Origin of the sequence: Terrirubrum flagellatum, assembly GCF_022059845.1 — a bacterium.
Taxonomy (GTDB): Bacteria; Pseudomonadota; Alphaproteobacteria; order Rhizobiales; family Beijerinckiaceae; genus Terrirubrum; species Terrirubrum flagellatum.
The window spans coordinates 2,228,551-2,241,545 of sequence record NZ_CP091851.1; the positions used below are offsets into that span (position 1 = coordinate 2,228,551).

Sequence of the window (12,995 nt, forward strand, 5' to 3'; positions counted from 1 at the left end):
GCAACGGCGCCCGTTCACCATCCGGCGTCGCGACGAAGCGGCCAAGCTTGACTCCGCCGGGCGGCTCCAACCATTGCGTGCGCGGACCCGGCCAGAAACCTTTCCGCAACGATGAAATCGAAACTCGACGACGCGAAGGCGCTCTGGGCCGAACTCCAGATCCGCGCGCAGCTCGCCGCCTCCGCCAGCCTTCATCTCTACACGCTGGCGGCGGTCGCCTTGGGCCTCATCCTCGGCTTTCTCATCGCCTTCACATCGGCGCGGCTCGCGGTGCTGGTGATCCTCGCGGTCGGCGTCGGCGTCGGCTACGCGGTCAGATCCTTCGTCTCCTATCGCCGAAGGCGGAAATGGATGGAGCGCGAATAGCGCTGCAACCCCGCATCGCCACGGTCAGGTGACGCTTGCGTCACGCTCGCTGAGCTAACGTTGCGTCCGCCCGGTCGATCATCGATCGGCGCGCAAGGGGGCGCAGCCATGACCGAAGAAGCGGTCGATGAAACCGCGCGCTTCAACGCCACTCAGCAGGGGTGGCGAAAGGCCGGCCGCGCGGTGGCCGCCAGCGGCGCAGGTCTGGCCGCGCTCGCGCTCTGTGGCGCCTGGGCCGGCTTTCTCGGCTGGGCGGCCTGGCGGCTCTTCGAGGCGATCGCCGGCTAGGCGGACGGCAAGCTCTCGGCATTTCGCCTACGGCGTTCTACTTATTTTCAGCGATGCCGCTATGTCGTATCGCGCCGGCAGGCAGCGCGGCGTCAGCTTCATTCGCAGGCGGGCGCCCACGCAACCATTCGCTTATTGTTGTTGATATTTGAACGCGGCTCGCCGTTCAGCGGCGGGATATTGAGGACGCTCATGCGCAGCGTTGATCGCACTATGCCGATCCTGATCGTCGAGGATCACAAGTCGATGACTCAGGTCATCAAGAGCATGCTGACAGGACTCGAATTTCGCGACGTCGACAGTTGCGCGAACGGAGTCGAGGCTCTGCGGAAACTCGCGACCAAAAAATATGGACTGATCATTAGCGACTGGGACATGCCGGAAATGTCCGGCATCGAACTGCTGCGAGCAGTGCGCGGCGACGATGATCTCAAACATATCCCGTTCATGATGATCTCCAGCAACGCTCAGGCGCAGCGGGTGATTGAAGCTAAGAAGGCGGAGATCGACGGCTTCGCGGTGAAGCCTTTCACCGCGATCCAGTTGCTCGCGCGCATCGAACATTGCCTCTGGCAGGCGTCGCAGCGACTCTGAGTGCGCGCGGTTTTTTCCGCGGCTTGATTTGCATGGCCGCCCGGCAATGATCGCCTCCGACAACGACGTGGAGCTGGCCAGTCACCCCATCTTCCCATTCGGGCGTCGGCTGGCCTGCCGCGTTCGCGCGCCAGTCCCGGGACGAAGGCCAAATGGAACCCGACCTGATTGATTGCCGGGAGAGGTCGGAAAGCACGTCGGTCGACGCCGGTCTGCGCTAACGAAAAATTGAACCCGGCGATATGCGCGTGGAGTTCCACCGTCTGGCTTCCCATGGTGAGCGATGGTTAGTTTGCTCGACAGTAGCGCCGGCAATGGAGGAAGCGATGGATTCTGAAAGGAAGAAAATTCCGGCGGAAGCCGTGGAGCTCTACACCCAGTTTATTCATGGCGAGATCAGCCGCAGGGTTTTTATGGATCGTCTCAAGCGTGTCGCCGGAGTGGGACTCTCGGCAAGCGCGCTCGCGAAAGCGCTGATGCCGAACTACGCGCTCGGCCAGCAGATCAGAAAAGATGATGAGCGTATCGAGGCGAGCTACGTGACGGTGCCGTCGCCGGAAGGAAACGGCGAGATCCGCGGCTACTTCGTGCGGCCCCGAAGCGCAGATACGCGCGAGGCCACGCCCGCCAAACTGCCCGGCGTGATCATCGTGCATGAGAACAGGGGCCTCAATCCACATACCGAGGACGTTGCGCGTCGTTTCGCGCTTGAAAATTTCATGGCCTTCGCGCCGGACGCGCTCACGACCCTCGGCGGCTATCCCCAGGACGACTACAAAGGCGGGCAGCTTTTCGCCAAGATCGACAGGGCGAAGCTGATGCAGGACTGGCTCGCCGCCGCGCGTTGGCTGAAGGCTCGGCCGGATTGCACCGGCAGGATCGCCGCAACCGGCTTTTGTTATGGCGGCGGCGTCGCGAACACGCTCGCCGCTTTGATGGGAGCTGATCTCGCTGCGGCCGCTCCCTTCTATGGCGCTCCCACTGCGCCCGCCGACGTGCCGAAGATCAAGGCCGCCATTCTGATCAACCACGGCGCCCTGGATAAGACGCTTGCCGAGGGCTATCCCAACCAGGAGGCCGAACTGAAGAAGAACAACATCCGCTACGAAGGCCATTTGTGGCCTGCCTCCGTGCATGGCTTCTTCAATGATGCGACGCCTGAACGCTACAACAAGACCACCGCGCCGCACGCCTGGGCGCGGACAGTCGAATGGTTCAACCAGCACACGCGGTCGGCGTAGCGCTGACGTAACGCCTTTCGACAGCGATTGTCGCAAAAGCCGCCTTCAGGTCCGCCCGGAGGCCGACAGCCGCGAGGCCAGCATACCGCAGGCGAGATCGGTCGCCGCGCGACTTCGCCATCTGCGTGCGGCGTCGCAGCCCGCGGAGGCCACAGAACCTGAATGAAGGAACTGTGGTGAGCGCGATGGGATTCGAACCCATGACCTACTGATTAAAAGTCAGTTGCTCTACCGGCTGAGCTACGCGCTCCCGCCCGTCAGGCAGGCGCCCCTTCCGGGGCCGGGGTGCAGTTACTTTGCGCGGGTCCGGGGGTCAACCTTGAACGGGCGCGACGGGAACCCGCCAGCGGCGATGTTGCCACAGCCATTGCTCGGGATGCTCCCTGACCCAGCCCTCGATGACAGCCGTGATGGCGCGCATCGCGCCCTCGACATCGACATGCCCCTCCTCGTCGCGAGGCAGATCGAGCGGCGGCGTGATCTCCAGCCGGAAGCGGCCGCCGGGCAGGCGCACGCAGCGCGCGCCATGCACGGGACAGTCGAAGCGCTGGGCGAGCTTGCCGAGAACCGGATTGACCAGGGCCGAACGGCCCATGAAGGACACGACCAGTCCGCGCGTGAGATGCTGGTCGGCCAGCATGGCGAGGCGGCCGCCGCGCTCCAGCACGCCGACCATGGCGTTCGCGGCGCCCGGCCCGCTCGGCAGGAGCCGCCCCATCGCCGCGCCGCGCACGATCTCGATCGCGCGCGCCACGGCCTTGTTGTTCGGCGGACGAAACACGATCGTCGTGTCGAGCCCATAGCGCGCCGCAGCGACGCCCGGCAGCTCCCAGTTGCCGAGATGCGCCGCGAAGATGATCGCCGGCTTCTTGTGATCGAGCAGCGAAATGAACTGGTCGACGCCGACGACATCGGTGCGGCCGCGACGCTCCGGCGTGTGATAATCGAAATCCATCAGCTCCTGCAGGAACGGATATTCGGTCATCGTGCGGCCGAGATTGTCCCAGCTGTCGCGCAGGATGCGGGCGCGCTCCTCTTCCGACTTCTCCGGAAACACCGCTTCGAGATTTCTTTTCGCAGTGCGATGCGCGGGAACGAGCGGCCCGAGCTTGCGCATCAGAAAGCCGCCCATCGCGCTTGCGCGGTCTGGACCGATCATGCGCAGAAAGCCCATATAGCCGCGCACGATCAGCCCCGTCACCGGCGCGAACAGGTCGCTCAGCGCGCGAATCGCCCGTCTTGCATTGGGATTGCGCCATGGCGCCATCTTGATCCTGGCCCCTCAATTTCGCGCTGGTTTGTGCTGAAGCGCGCCTGCGAGGTCAAGCAATCGCAGTGAAAATAGCGCCGAATTCGAATCGCAAGCAAAAAAAGCGCTGGAATTCGGGCTTTTCAGCGCGCCGGAGGCTATGCCGCGCGCAACCGAATCGCGTAAAGACCCGATTCTCAGCATGATTCGCATGGAGGACTGCCCATGGCCAAGAAGGCCGCAGTAAAAGCCGCCAAGGGCGCCAAGCCCGCGGCGAAGAAAGCCAAGAAAGTCGCGAAGCCGGCCGGCCCGCGCCCCGGCGCCGCTCTGACGGTGAAGCATATTGCGGCGGAACTCGCCGCGGCTCACGACATGGCGAAGAAGCAGGCTGAAACGATCCTCACGGATTTCGTCGACAGCGTCGTCAAGAACCTCAAGAAGGGCACGAAGATTCGCATCGTCGGCCTTGGCATGCTGCAAGTGCGCAAGCGCGCCGCGCGCATGGGCCGCAACCCGGCGACGGGCGAAGCGATCAAGATCAAGGCGAGCAAGAAGGTGGCCTTCCGCGCTGCCAAGGAGCTCAAGGCCGCGATCTGACGGATTCATTCGTCGGAGCCTTTCAGGTTCTCAAGAAAACGGCGCGCCAGTGGCGCGCCGTTTTTGTTTGCGCCGCAGCGGGATTCAAAGCCGCACGATGACCTTGCCCATCGCCTTGCGATCCTGAAGCTTCGCCAGCGCGCTTTCAAAATCGACGAGTTCGACGACGGAGTCGATCACCGGCTTCATGCCGCCCGCCATCTTGTCGAGGCTCTGCGCGATGTTCTTCATCGAACAGCCGAACGAGCCGAAGATGCGATATTGCTGCTGGAAGAGCTGCATCAGATTCATCGTCGTCGACACGCCTGACGTCGAGCCGCAGGTGACGAGCCGGCCGCCGCGCTTGAGGCAGAGCAGCGAACCGTTCCAGGTGTCGGCGCCGACATGCTCGAACACGACATCGACGCCCTTGCGCTTCGTGAGCTGGCGGACCTCGCCCTCGAAACGCTCCTTGCGATAATTGATGACGTGATCGGCGCCGAGCTTCTTCACGAGGTCGAATTTCGAATCGTCGCCGACCGTCGTGTAGATGGTGCAGCCGATCGCCTTCGCCATCATGATCGCGGCCGTGCCGATGCCTGACGCGCCGGCGTGAACAAGAATGCTTTCGCCGGGTTCGAGCTTCGCATTGTCGAACAGCATATGCTGCACGGTGCCGAAACCGATTGCGGCGCAGGCGGATTCCTCGAAGGTCACGCCAGCGGGAACCGGCGTGACGAGACGCGCCGGCCGGTTCATCAGCTCGCGGCCGAAACCGTCGACATGGAAACCCATGATGCCGCGCACGTCCTCGCAGAGATTGTCGCGCCCTTCCCGGCACGCCTTGCAGACGCCGCAGGTCTCCGCGCCATACATCACGACATGGTCGCCGATCTTGCGGTCGCTCACGCCCGCGCCGACGGCGACGATCTCGCCCGAACCTTCGACGCCGACGCATTGCGGCAGCTTGCGCTTCGCGAACGCCATGCCGCGATAGCCCCAGACGTCGAGATAGTTGAGCGCCATGGCGCGCGTGCGGATCTGGACCTCGCCTTCGCCGGGCGGCGGCGGATTGGGCTCGTCCTCGATCAGGCGAAGATCGCGATCACCGTAAAGTTTTAAAGCACGCATGCTCAGGAGTTTCTTGAAATTAGCGTTGAATACCCATCGACGCGGTCAAACCACCATCGACGGGAATGGTCACACCCGTGACATAGGAAGCCGCAGGGCTGAGCAGAAACGCAACAACGGCGGCCACATCTTCCGCTTTCGCGAAACGGCCGGCGGGCACCTGCTTCTCGATCTTGTCGCGATAGGCGGCGTAGCTCTCAAGCATCGCGGTGTCGACGAAGCCCGGCGCGACGGCGTTGGCGGTGACGCCGCGCTTCGCCGTCTCGATGGCGAGATTCCTGGTATAGGCGATCATCGCCGCCTTGGTCGCGGCGTAGGCGCCGTTGCCCTGCGTCGCGCGTAGAGCCGCCGCAGACGAGATCGCGACGATGCGGCCTTCCCGCTTCATGGTCATCGGACGGACGAGCGCCGAGACGATGCGCGTCATCGCCCAATAGTTCACTTGCATCGCCGCTTCGGCCTTGTCCTGCGCCATCATCGCAACGAGCGTGTCGTAGCTCTGGCCTGCGTTATGGACGAAGCCGTAATAGGCGTCTTCGTCAGCGAGGATTTTCGCAAAAGAGTCGACGGCGTCGCGATCGCCGAGATCAAGCGCGCGCGCTTCGACGGCGGCGCCGGGAATTTCAAAGCGAATGCGCGCGGCGACGGCCTCAGCCTCGTCGCGCGAACTGCGATAGGTGAAGACGACGTCATGGCCGGCGCGCGCCGCCGCCTCGACGATCGCGGCGCCGATGCCGCGCGCGCCGCCGGTGACGAGAACGCGCTTGCGAGCGGAGTCAGCGGTCACGCCGCCGGCTCCAGCCCCATCACCAGGCAGGTGTTCTGGCCGCCGAAGCCGAACGCATTCGACAACACATGGCGCACGCGCGCGTCGCGCGCCTCGTTCGGGACCACGTCGAGCGGGATCGTCGGATCGGGCATGCGATGATTGATTGTCGGCGTGAGGCGCTGATGCTGAAGCGTCAGCATCGACACGACGGCCTCAATGGCGCCGGCGGCGGTGAGCGTATGGCCGATCATCGACTTGTTCGAGGAAATGGGCACTGTTTTCATCCGCTCGCCCATGACGGCGAGGCAGCCGAACGACTCCATCTTGTCATTCTCGGGCGTCGAAGTGCCGTGCGCGTTAACATAGTCGATATCATCAGGCGTCAGCGCCGCGTCGGCGATGGCGTCCTTCATCGCAAGGATGACCGGCTTGCCGTCAGGCGAGGAGCGCGTGCGATGGAACCCGTCGCCGCGATCGCCGGCGCCGAGCAGGAAGCCGAGGATCTTCGCGCCGCGCGCTTTGGCGCGTTCATAGCTTTCAAGAACGAGCGCGGCGGCTCCCTCGCCCATGACGAAGCCGTCGCGATTCTTGGAGAAGGGCTTTGACGCCTGCTCCGGGATTTCGTTCTGCGTCGACAGCGCCGACAGCAGCGAGAAACGGATCAGCGCTTCCGCCTGCACTGAACCGTCAGTGCCGATGCAAAGCGCCGCATCGGTCTCGCCGCGGCGGATCGCCTCGACGCCCATCTGGATCGCGGTCGCGCCCGAGGAGCAGGCGGTCGACATCGAGATCGGCGCGCCCTTGGTGCCGAACCTGTCGGCGATGCGATCGGCCACGCCGCCGAACAGGAAGAGTTCATGAAAGGCCTCGAAGCCGCCCTGCCCTGCGCGCGTGACGAAATCGCGCGAGGTCAGCGTCTCCTTGTCCTCGATCGCCTCGGCTATGGCGAGACGCTGCGGCCATTCCATCTCGACCGGCGGCACGGCGATGAAAAGCGGACCGGGGAAATCTCCCGCGGCGGCGATCGACGACTGATCGATCGCCTCCTCGGCGGCGAGTGATGCGAGTTTCTCCGACAAGGCCGGCGCGCATTGCGGCTCGAACGGCACATGATCGACCGTGCCGGCGATGCTGGTCTTCAACCCGTCGGTCGCAAAGCGCGTGATGCGATGGATGCCCGACCGGCCCGCGGTCATGGCGGCCCAATTGTCGTCCTTGCCCTGGCCAAGCGACGTGACCATGCCCATGCCGGTCACCACGATCAGCGGACGTCCGAGCTTGTCGACTGTGGAAGCCATTCCGCTCTCCCTTTCGCCGCTGATTTAGTGCGCCTTCTCGACCAGCGCGAGGCCTTCGCCGCGCCAATGGCCGAGACCCGTCACGACAACCTGTTCGATCGGCCCGTCAAAGGGCGCCTCAGCGGAGGAGCCGGCGATTGGCGGAAACAGCGCGCCATGTTCGAGAACCGTAGTGGCGAGAAGCAGGCCCGCGGGGAACTGCGCCTCGAAGCCATGTCCGACGAGATTGCCAATGGCGCGCACCGGCGCCGACGGCGCGAGCTTCGCCAGAACCTCGCGCTCCTCGCGCGTCACCGGCTCGACGCCAGTCGCGCCCGACAGGATGGCGAAACGGCCGGGCTTGAGCTTCGGCGCGATCTTGTCCCAAAGACGTGTGAATGACGCGACCGCATCGCCGGGCTTGCGGCGCGACCAGTCGGAGCCCACGGCCGTCAGCTTCGCGCGCGGAGTTCGGCCGCGCGCCTTCGCGACGCCAGCCTCCTCGAGCACCATGAAGGCGCCCATGGCGCCCATGTCGAAACCGGCGCCGGCGCCCGCGCGCTCGAACACCGGCGTCCACGGTCCTTTGCGATTGAAACGACGGAATTCATACAGCAGATGCAGATCGGGCCGCTGCGAGGCGAAAGATCCGCCGACGACGAAGACGTCGCCCTGCCCCGCGCTAATGCGCGCATGGGCGATGCGGACGGCGTCGACGCCCGCCTGCTCCTCGCCCATGAAGGTGCGCGAGGCGCCGATCACGCCATGGACGATGGCGATGTTGCCGGCGAGCAGGTTCGACAATTGCGCGAGGAAAAGCGTCGGCTTGAGATCGTTCATCAGCCGCTCGTTGAGGAAGCGGCCGCGATCATTGGTCTTGCGCAGGCCGGTCGCGATCGCGTCGTCGACCTCATTGTTGCGTTCGCCGCCGCCGGCCGCGACCACGATCTGCGTCTGCGCCAGCCGCTCGGCGTCGCCCTTCAGTCCCGCGTCGTCGAGCGCAAGACCGGCGGCATAAGTGCCGATGCGTTGCCACGGCTCCATCTGGTTCTGGTCGACCTTCTTCGCGATCTGGCGCGACCATTCGAGCGGAATGATAGGGTGAACGGTGACGGGCGCGTAGGTTTCGGCGTCGAGCTTCGGCGCGGCGCCATTCGCAGCGGCGTCCCAATGGGCCTCGAGCCCCTCGCCGAGGCTCGACACCAGGCCTGCGCCGGTGATCCAGACTTCTCTCGCGGTCATTCCTGCAACAACTCCCCGCGGGTTCAAGATCACGCCGCACTTTGATTGAAGCGATCAAAGTGCGGGAACGTGATCGATTCTAAAAATTCAGAGCATGGCTCTTGCGAAAAACCGGTTCCCACTTTTTCGCGCCATGCTCTATGCGGCGATTGGCAAACCGATCCGTTCGGCGCGCGTCTTCATGAGCCCGCGAAGATCGTCGGGCAAGGGCATGATCCGGAACATCAGTTCGGCGTCGCAGACGCGCTTTCCCGCAACCGACATCGAGGCGTTGGCGACGGAATAGCCGGAGCCTTCGTGGGCGAGCGCAGCGTCGATCACGAGCTCTGCGTCCGGACCGATGAAGGTGCGGAACTTCGCTTTCTCCACACCCGCAAGAAACGGCATCTTCGTCAGGCCATTCAGGCCGAGAATGAGATAGCCGCAGGCCTGCGCCATGGTCTCGGTCAGCAGCACGCCCGGAACCAGGGGATGACCGGGGAAATGACCTTCGAAGACAGGGCTTTCGGTCGGCACCTTCGCATGCGCCGTCAGCCGCGCGGCGGCGCGGTCGAACGCTGCGATCCTGTCGATCATGTCGAAATATTCGAGGCGCATGGCGCGCGACAGCTATCGATGGAGCGACGGCCTGGCCGTCGCCGCCGATTACGCCGCCTTGGCGGCGACCAGCTCGTCGATCTTGGCCGAGAGGTTGGAGAGCTTGAAATACTCTTCCGCCTTGACCTTGCCCTCGTTGACCTCCTGGGTCCACTCCTCGAGCGGCAGCTTGATGCCGAACTTCTTGTCGATCGCGAAGGCGATATCGAGGAAGGCGAGCGAGTCGATGCCGAGATCGTCGATCGCGTGGCTTTCCGGCTTGATCGTGTCGCGCGGGATGTCGCAGGTCTCGGCGATGATGTCGGCGACCGTCTCGAAAGTGGAAGACATATTTGTGCCCTTCAGTCTGCGGCTCTCATCCGGTCCTTGCCGGACGCATAGAGCCACGGGCGCAGTTCATGCGCCTGAATCCGTTCAGATGTGAACCATCCGTTAGTCGATCGGATCGCCGCCCGCAAGCCAGCCGGCCTTGACGCGGGCGATGTGGCTGTCGATGTCGCCGGCTGCGATCGCGGCCCTCAACCCCGCCATAAGCTCCTGATAATAGGCGATGTTCGCCCAGCTCAGCAGCATCTGGCCCAGCATCTCGCCGGATTTGGTGAGATGATGGAGATAGGCGCGGCTGTAGTCGCGGGCGGCGGGACAGGATGACGCGGCGTCGAGCGGCCGTTCATCATCCACATGCCTGGCGTTGCGGAGGTTGACCTTGCCGAAGCGGGTGTAGGCCGTCCCGTGTCGGCCCGCCCGCGTCGGCATCACGCAATCGAACATGTCGACGCCCCGGCGCACCGCCTCGACGATGTCGTCGGGGGTTCCAACGCCCATGAGGTAACGCGGCTTCCCCTTGGGCAGCCAGGGTTCGACGATCTCGATCATGGCGAGCATCGTTTCCTGCGGTTCGCCGACCGCGAGGCCGCCGATCGCATAGCCCTTCAAATCCATTTGCGTGAGCGCTCGCGCGCTTTCCTCGCGGAGGTCTCTCTGGTCCCCGCCCTGCACAATGCCGAACAGGGCGCGTCCCTCGGGCTCGCCAAAGGCCGTCCGGCAACGCTCGGCCCAACGCAGCGAAAGCCGCATCGCCTTCTCCTGCTCGGCCCGCGGCGCCGGCAACCTGACGCATTCGTCGAGCTGCATGACAATGTCGGCGCCCAGCAGATTCTGGATCTCGACCGACCGTTCAGGGGTGAGACGATGGGTCGATCCGTCGATATGGGAACGGAAGGTCACGCCGTCCTCGCTCATCTTGCGGAGCGCCGCGAGCGACATGACCTGGAAGCCGCCGGAGTCGGTCAGGATCGGGCGCGGCCAGCGCATCATCCTGTGCAGGCCGCCAAGCCGCGCCACCCGCTCCGCGCCGGGGCGCAGCATCAGGTGATAGGTGTTGCCGAGCAGGATGTCGGAGCCGGCCTCCCTCACCTGCTCGGGATAGAGGCCCTTCACCGTGCCGGCGGTGCCGACCGGCATGAACGCGGGCGTCCGGATCGCGCCGCGCGGGGTCGAAATCTCGCCCGTCCGCGCCGCGCCGGCGGTCGCGGCGACGCGAAACGAAAAACTGTCGCTCATATCAGGCGCAGGTGAAGTGGCGCGCCGGCGCCGTCAAGCCCGCTGGAGGCTCCTGCGCCTTCGCGAGGCTACAGCACTGTCATGCTGACATTGATCGTCGAGCATCCGGAGCCGGCCGGCGTGTTGGCGCAGACCCTGAAGCTGTAGCTGTCCTCGCCCTTGTAGCCTTTCGTCGCGTGATAGCGAAAGCGCGCCACGTTGATCTGCTTGATCACGCCGTGACGCGGCGCCCTGACGACCGACGACCCCGTGAACTCCCGGCTTGTGCGAACGCGGCCCGGCTTGAAAGCGTAGTTGCAGCGGCCGTGATCCGTCTGGGAGGTCCATGTCACGCTGTCATTCTGCGCCGGGCGAAAGGCGGAGATGATTGTGTTGCACCTCGCCAGGGCGGGCGCGGAGAGACAACAAGCGCTGAGCGCGACAACAACGAATTTCATCGGCTTTCACAAACCCTTGCTCCGGTTCAAGGGCTAGCTTGGCGTCTGCGCGCCAACAAGTTGCGCCGAACGAATGGGGCTTGAACGAAAACGAAGAGCGGATGCGCGGCCCATGCGGCGCTCACTTCATATGCGCGGTGATGATGACGGTCGAACAACCCGACTGCACGCCGCGCCGCGCGCACACCTTGAAAGCGTAGACGTCGGTTCCCTTGAACAGATATTTCGGCGCGTAACGAAACACCGCGTCGCCGGATTTCACCAGCGAGCCGATTTCGGGCCGCTGGCGAATGGTCACGCTGGTGAGCTGATAGGGCCGCCCTTCAAGGAAGCGATGCTCGCAGACCGAGCTCTGGGTCACTTCCGCCGTCCAGAACACGGAATCGTTGATTTCAGGAAAATGGAGGGGCGCATCGATGGCGCAGTCGGCGCGCGCGGACGCGGGCAGAAAAGGCAGCGACGCCGCCAGGATCAACGCCCCAAGGAGCCGCATGCTCGCTTGCCCGCCCGCGCGAAAAGATCAGAAACACTCTGACATCACGTCATCAGGCGCGATGCAAGAGGCTGGAGTCGCCGTAGGAGTAGAAGCGATAATTGTGATGAATAGCGTGTTGATAGGCGCTTTTCATGCGCCCTGTCCCGGCGAAGGCGCAGACCAGCATGAACAGGGTCGACTTCGGCAGGTGAAAATTCGTCATCAGGAGATCGGCGGCGCGAAAGCGATAGCCGGGCGTGATGAAGATATCGGTTTCGCCGGCGAATGCCCGGATCGTTCCGTCTTCGGTCGCGGCGGATTCAAGCAGGCGCAGCGACGTCGTGCCAACGGCGATGATGCGGCCGCCATTCGCGCGCGTCTCGTTCAGGGCCTGCGCGGCCTTCGCGCTCACCTCGCCCCACTCCGGATGCATCCTGTGATCGCGCGTATCCTCGACTTTCATCGGCAGGAAGGTGCCGCCGCCGACATGCAGCGTCACGACATGGCGCGACACGCCAGACTTATCGAGCGCGGCGAGCAAGCGCGGCGTGAAATGGAGGCCCGCCGTTGGCGCGGCGACGGCGCCGTCGCGCTCGGCGTACATCGTCTGATAGTCGGCGACATCCTTCTGATCGGCGGCGCGCTTGCCCGCGATGTAAGGCGGCAGCGGCATGCGGCCCGCCGTCGCGATCGCGATGTCGAGATCGGGACCGGAGAGATCGAAACGCAGCAGGATTTCGCCGCCGTCGAATTTCTCTTCGACGGTCGCATCGAGCGAACCAAGCAGGCAGGCGTTTCCCTCGCCTTCGCCGAACCGGATGCGGTCGCCCACAGCGAGACGCTTGCCCGGCCGCGCGAGCGCGCGCCAGACATCGCCCGCCTCGCGCTTCATCAGCAGCGCCTCGATGCGCGCGCCCTCGCCCGACGCGCGCCGGCGCACGCCGTCGAGGCGCGCCGGAATGACGCGCGTGTCATTGACGACGAGCGCGTCGCCGGGGCGAAGAAACGCCGGCAGATCAGCGACAATTCGATCTTCGAAATCGGCGTCGGGACGCACGACCAGCATCTTCGCGCGATCGCGCGGCGACATCGGCCGCAGGGCGATGCGGTCTTCTGGAAGGTGGAAATCGAAATCGGAAACGAGCATCGCGAACGCTTGCTGCGATGTCAGCGATTTGCGGATTCACCTC

Annotated in this window: 16 protein-coding genes and 1 tRNA gene; 5 read left to right on the forward strand and 12 right to left on the reverse strand. The window is 64.5% G+C overall.

Annotation, left to right across the window (positions count from 1 at the left end; translation table 11 throughout):
- Window positions 1–111 precede the first annotated feature (111 nt).
- From L8F45_RS10785 to L8F45_RS10800, 4 genes are all read left to right on the forward strand, one after another.
- A complete protein-coding gene (locus tag L8F45_RS10785; protein ID WP_342362869.1) occupies window positions 112–366 on the forward strand; it encodes a hypothetical protein in 255 nt (84 codons plus the stop codon).
- A 108-nt stretch (window positions 367–474) separates the two neighbouring features.
- A complete protein-coding gene (locus L8F45_RS10790) occupies window positions 475–654 on the forward strand; it encodes a hypothetical protein (protein WP_342362870.1) in 180 nt (59 codons plus the stop codon).
- Between the two features lie 192 nt (window positions 655–846).
- Window positions 847–1,248 (forward strand): response regulator, encoded by a 402-nt coding sequence (locus L8F45_RS10795; RefSeq protein ID WP_342362871.1) that lies wholly within the window; start codon window positions 847–849, stop codon window positions 1,246–1,248.
- 326 nt (window positions 1,249–1,574) lie between these two features.
- Entirely contained in the window at window positions 1,575–2,489 is a 915-nt protein-coding gene (locus L8F45_RS10800) for a dienelactone hydrolase family protein (RefSeq protein ID WP_342362872.1), read from the forward strand.
- Window positions 2,490–2,663: 174 nt separating this feature from the next.
- On the opposite strand, the gene L8F45_RS10805 is transcribed toward L8F45_RS10800, so the two are convergent.
- A tRNA-Lys gene (locus L8F45_RS10805) sits at window positions 2,664–2,739 on the reverse strand.
- Between the two features lie 63 nt (window positions 2,740–2,802).
- Window positions 2,803–3,756, reverse strand: a complete 954-nt coding sequence (locus L8F45_RS10810) for a lipid A biosynthesis lauroyl acyltransferase (protein WP_342362873.1) — start codon at window positions 3,754–3,756, stop codon at window positions 2,803–2,805.
- Window positions 3,757–3,963: 207 nt separating this feature from the next.
- On the opposite strand from L8F45_RS10810, the gene L8F45_RS10815 reads away from it, so the two are divergent.
- Window positions 3,964–4,335, forward strand: a complete 372-nt coding sequence (locus tag L8F45_RS10815; protein ID WP_342362874.1) for an HU family DNA-binding protein — start codon at window positions 3,964–3,966, stop codon at window positions 4,333–4,335.
- 84 nt (window positions 4,336–4,419) lie between these two features.
- Here L8F45_RS10815 and L8F45_RS10820 read toward each other — a convergent pair whose 3' ends face one another.
- The 10 genes from L8F45_RS10820 to queA form a co-directional block, all read right to left on the reverse strand.
- Window positions 4,420–5,445, reverse strand: a complete 1,026-nt coding sequence (locus L8F45_RS10820; protein ID WP_342362875.1) for a zinc-binding dehydrogenase — start codon at window positions 5,443–5,445, stop codon at window positions 4,420–4,422.
- Between the two features lie 19 nt (window positions 5,446–5,464).
- Window positions 5,465–6,232 (reverse strand): SDR family NAD(P)-dependent oxidoreductase, encoded by a 768-nt coding sequence (locus tag L8F45_RS10825; protein WP_342362876.1) that lies wholly within the window; start codon window positions 6,230–6,232, stop codon window positions 5,465–5,467.
- Window positions 6,229–7,512 (reverse strand): beta-ketoacyl-ACP synthase, encoded by a 1,284-nt coding sequence (locus tag L8F45_RS10830; protein ID WP_342362877.1) that lies wholly within the window; start codon window positions 7,510–7,512, stop codon window positions 6,229–6,231. The genes L8F45_RS10825 and L8F45_RS10830 overlap by 4 nt, the downstream gene beginning before the upstream one ends.
- A gap of 24 nt (window positions 7,513–7,536) precedes the next feature.
- Entirely contained in the window at window positions 7,537–8,733 is a 1,197-nt protein-coding gene (locus L8F45_RS10835; protein WP_342362878.1) for a beta-ketoacyl-ACP synthase, read from the reverse strand.
- 138 nt (window positions 8,734–8,871) lie between these two features.
- Complete coding sequence (locus L8F45_RS10840) at window positions 8,872–9,330, reverse strand: 3-hydroxyacyl-ACP dehydratase FabZ family protein (RefSeq protein WP_342362879.1); 459 nt, start codon at window positions 9,328–9,330, stop codon at window positions 8,872–8,874.
- 48 nt (window positions 9,331–9,378) lie between these two features.
- Window positions 9,379–9,660, reverse strand: a complete 282-nt coding sequence (locus L8F45_RS10845; protein WP_342362880.1) for an acyl carrier protein — start codon at window positions 9,658–9,660, stop codon at window positions 9,379–9,381.
- 102 nt (window positions 9,661–9,762) lie between these two features.
- Window positions 9,763–10,893, reverse strand: coding sequence for a tRNA guanosine(34) transglycosylase Tgt (tgt, locus tag L8F45_RS10850; protein WP_342362881.1), 1,131 nt, complete (start codon window positions 10,891–10,893; stop codon window positions 9,763–9,765).
- A gap of 68 nt (window positions 10,894–10,961) precedes the next feature.
- Window positions 10,962–11,225: a hypothetical protein gene (locus tag L8F45_RS10855; protein ID WP_342362882.1), complete on the reverse strand. Its 264-nt coding sequence runs from the start codon at window positions 11,223–11,225 to the stop codon at window positions 10,962–10,964.
- 226 nt (window positions 11,226–11,451) lie between these two features.
- Window positions 11,452–11,823 carry a hypothetical protein gene (locus tag L8F45_RS10860; RefSeq protein WP_342362883.1) on the reverse strand — a complete coding sequence of 124 codons (372 nt, stop codon included), beginning with the start codon at window positions 11,821–11,823 and terminating at the stop codon, window positions 11,452–11,454.
- A 52-nt stretch (window positions 11,824–11,875) separates the two neighbouring features.
- Entirely contained in the window at window positions 11,876–12,952 is a 1,077-nt protein-coding gene (gene queA, locus L8F45_RS10865; RefSeq protein ID WP_342362884.1) for a tRNA preQ1(34) S-adenosylmethionine ribosyltransferase-isomerase QueA, read from the reverse strand.
- Between the last annotated feature and the right edge of the window lie 43 nt (window positions 12,953–12,995).

What these genes read in the sequence shown, in the direction of transcription:
- L8F45_RS10785 (WP_342362869.1), top strand. Translation starts at nt 112, where the DNA reads ATGAAATCGAAACTCGACGACGCGAAGGCGCTCTGGGCCGAACTCCAG.
- L8F45_RS10790 (WP_342362870.1), top strand. Translation starts at nt 475, where the DNA reads ATGACCGAAGAAGCGGTCGATGAAACCGCGCGCTTCAACGCCACTCAG.
- L8F45_RS10795 (WP_342362871.1), top strand. Translation starts at nt 847, where the DNA reads ATGCGCAGCGTTGATCGCACTATGCCGATCCTGATCGTCGAGGATCAC.
- L8F45_RS10800 (WP_342362872.1), top strand. Translation starts at nt 1,575, where the DNA reads ATGGATTCTGAAAGGAAGAAAATTCCGGCGGAAGCCGTGGAGCTCTAC.
- L8F45_RS10810 (WP_342362873.1), bottom strand. Translation starts at nt 3,756, where the DNA reads ATGGCGCCATGGCGCAATCCCAATGCAAGACGGGCGATTCGCGCGCTG.
- L8F45_RS10815 (WP_342362874.1), top strand. Translation starts at nt 3,964, where the DNA reads ATGGCCAAGAAGGCCGCAGTAAAAGCCGCCAAGGGCGCCAAGCCCGCG.
- L8F45_RS10820 (WP_342362875.1), bottom strand. Translation starts at nt 5,445, where the DNA reads ATGCGTGCTTTAAAACTTTACGGTGATCGCGATCTTCGCCTGATCGAG.
- L8F45_RS10830 (WP_342362877.1), bottom strand. Translation starts at nt 7,512, where the DNA reads ATGGCTTCCACAGTCGACAAGCTCGGACGTCCGCTGATCGTGGTGACC.
- L8F45_RS10835 (WP_342362878.1), bottom strand. Translation starts at nt 8,733, where the DNA reads ATGACCGCGAGAGAAGTCTGGATCACCGGCGCAGGCCTGGTGTCGAGC.
- L8F45_RS10840 (WP_342362879.1), bottom strand. Translation starts at nt 9,330, where the DNA reads ATGCGCCTCGAATATTTCGACATGATCGACAGGATCGCAGCGTTCGAC.
- L8F45_RS10845 (WP_342362880.1), bottom strand. Translation starts at nt 9,660, where the DNA reads ATGTCTTCCACTTTCGAGACGGTCGCCGACATCATCGCCGAGACCTGC.
- tgt (WP_342362881.1), bottom strand. Translation starts at nt 10,893, where the DNA reads ATGAGCGACAGTTTTTCGTTTCGCGTCGCCGCGACCGCCGGCGCGGCG.
- L8F45_RS10860 (WP_342362883.1), bottom strand. Translation starts at nt 11,823, where the DNA reads ATGCGGCTCCTTGGGGCGTTGATCCTGGCGGCGTCGCTGCCTTTTCTG.
- queA (WP_342362884.1), bottom strand. Translation starts at nt 12,952, where the DNA reads ATGCTCGTTTCCGATTTCGATTTCCACCTTCCAGAAGACCGCATCGCC.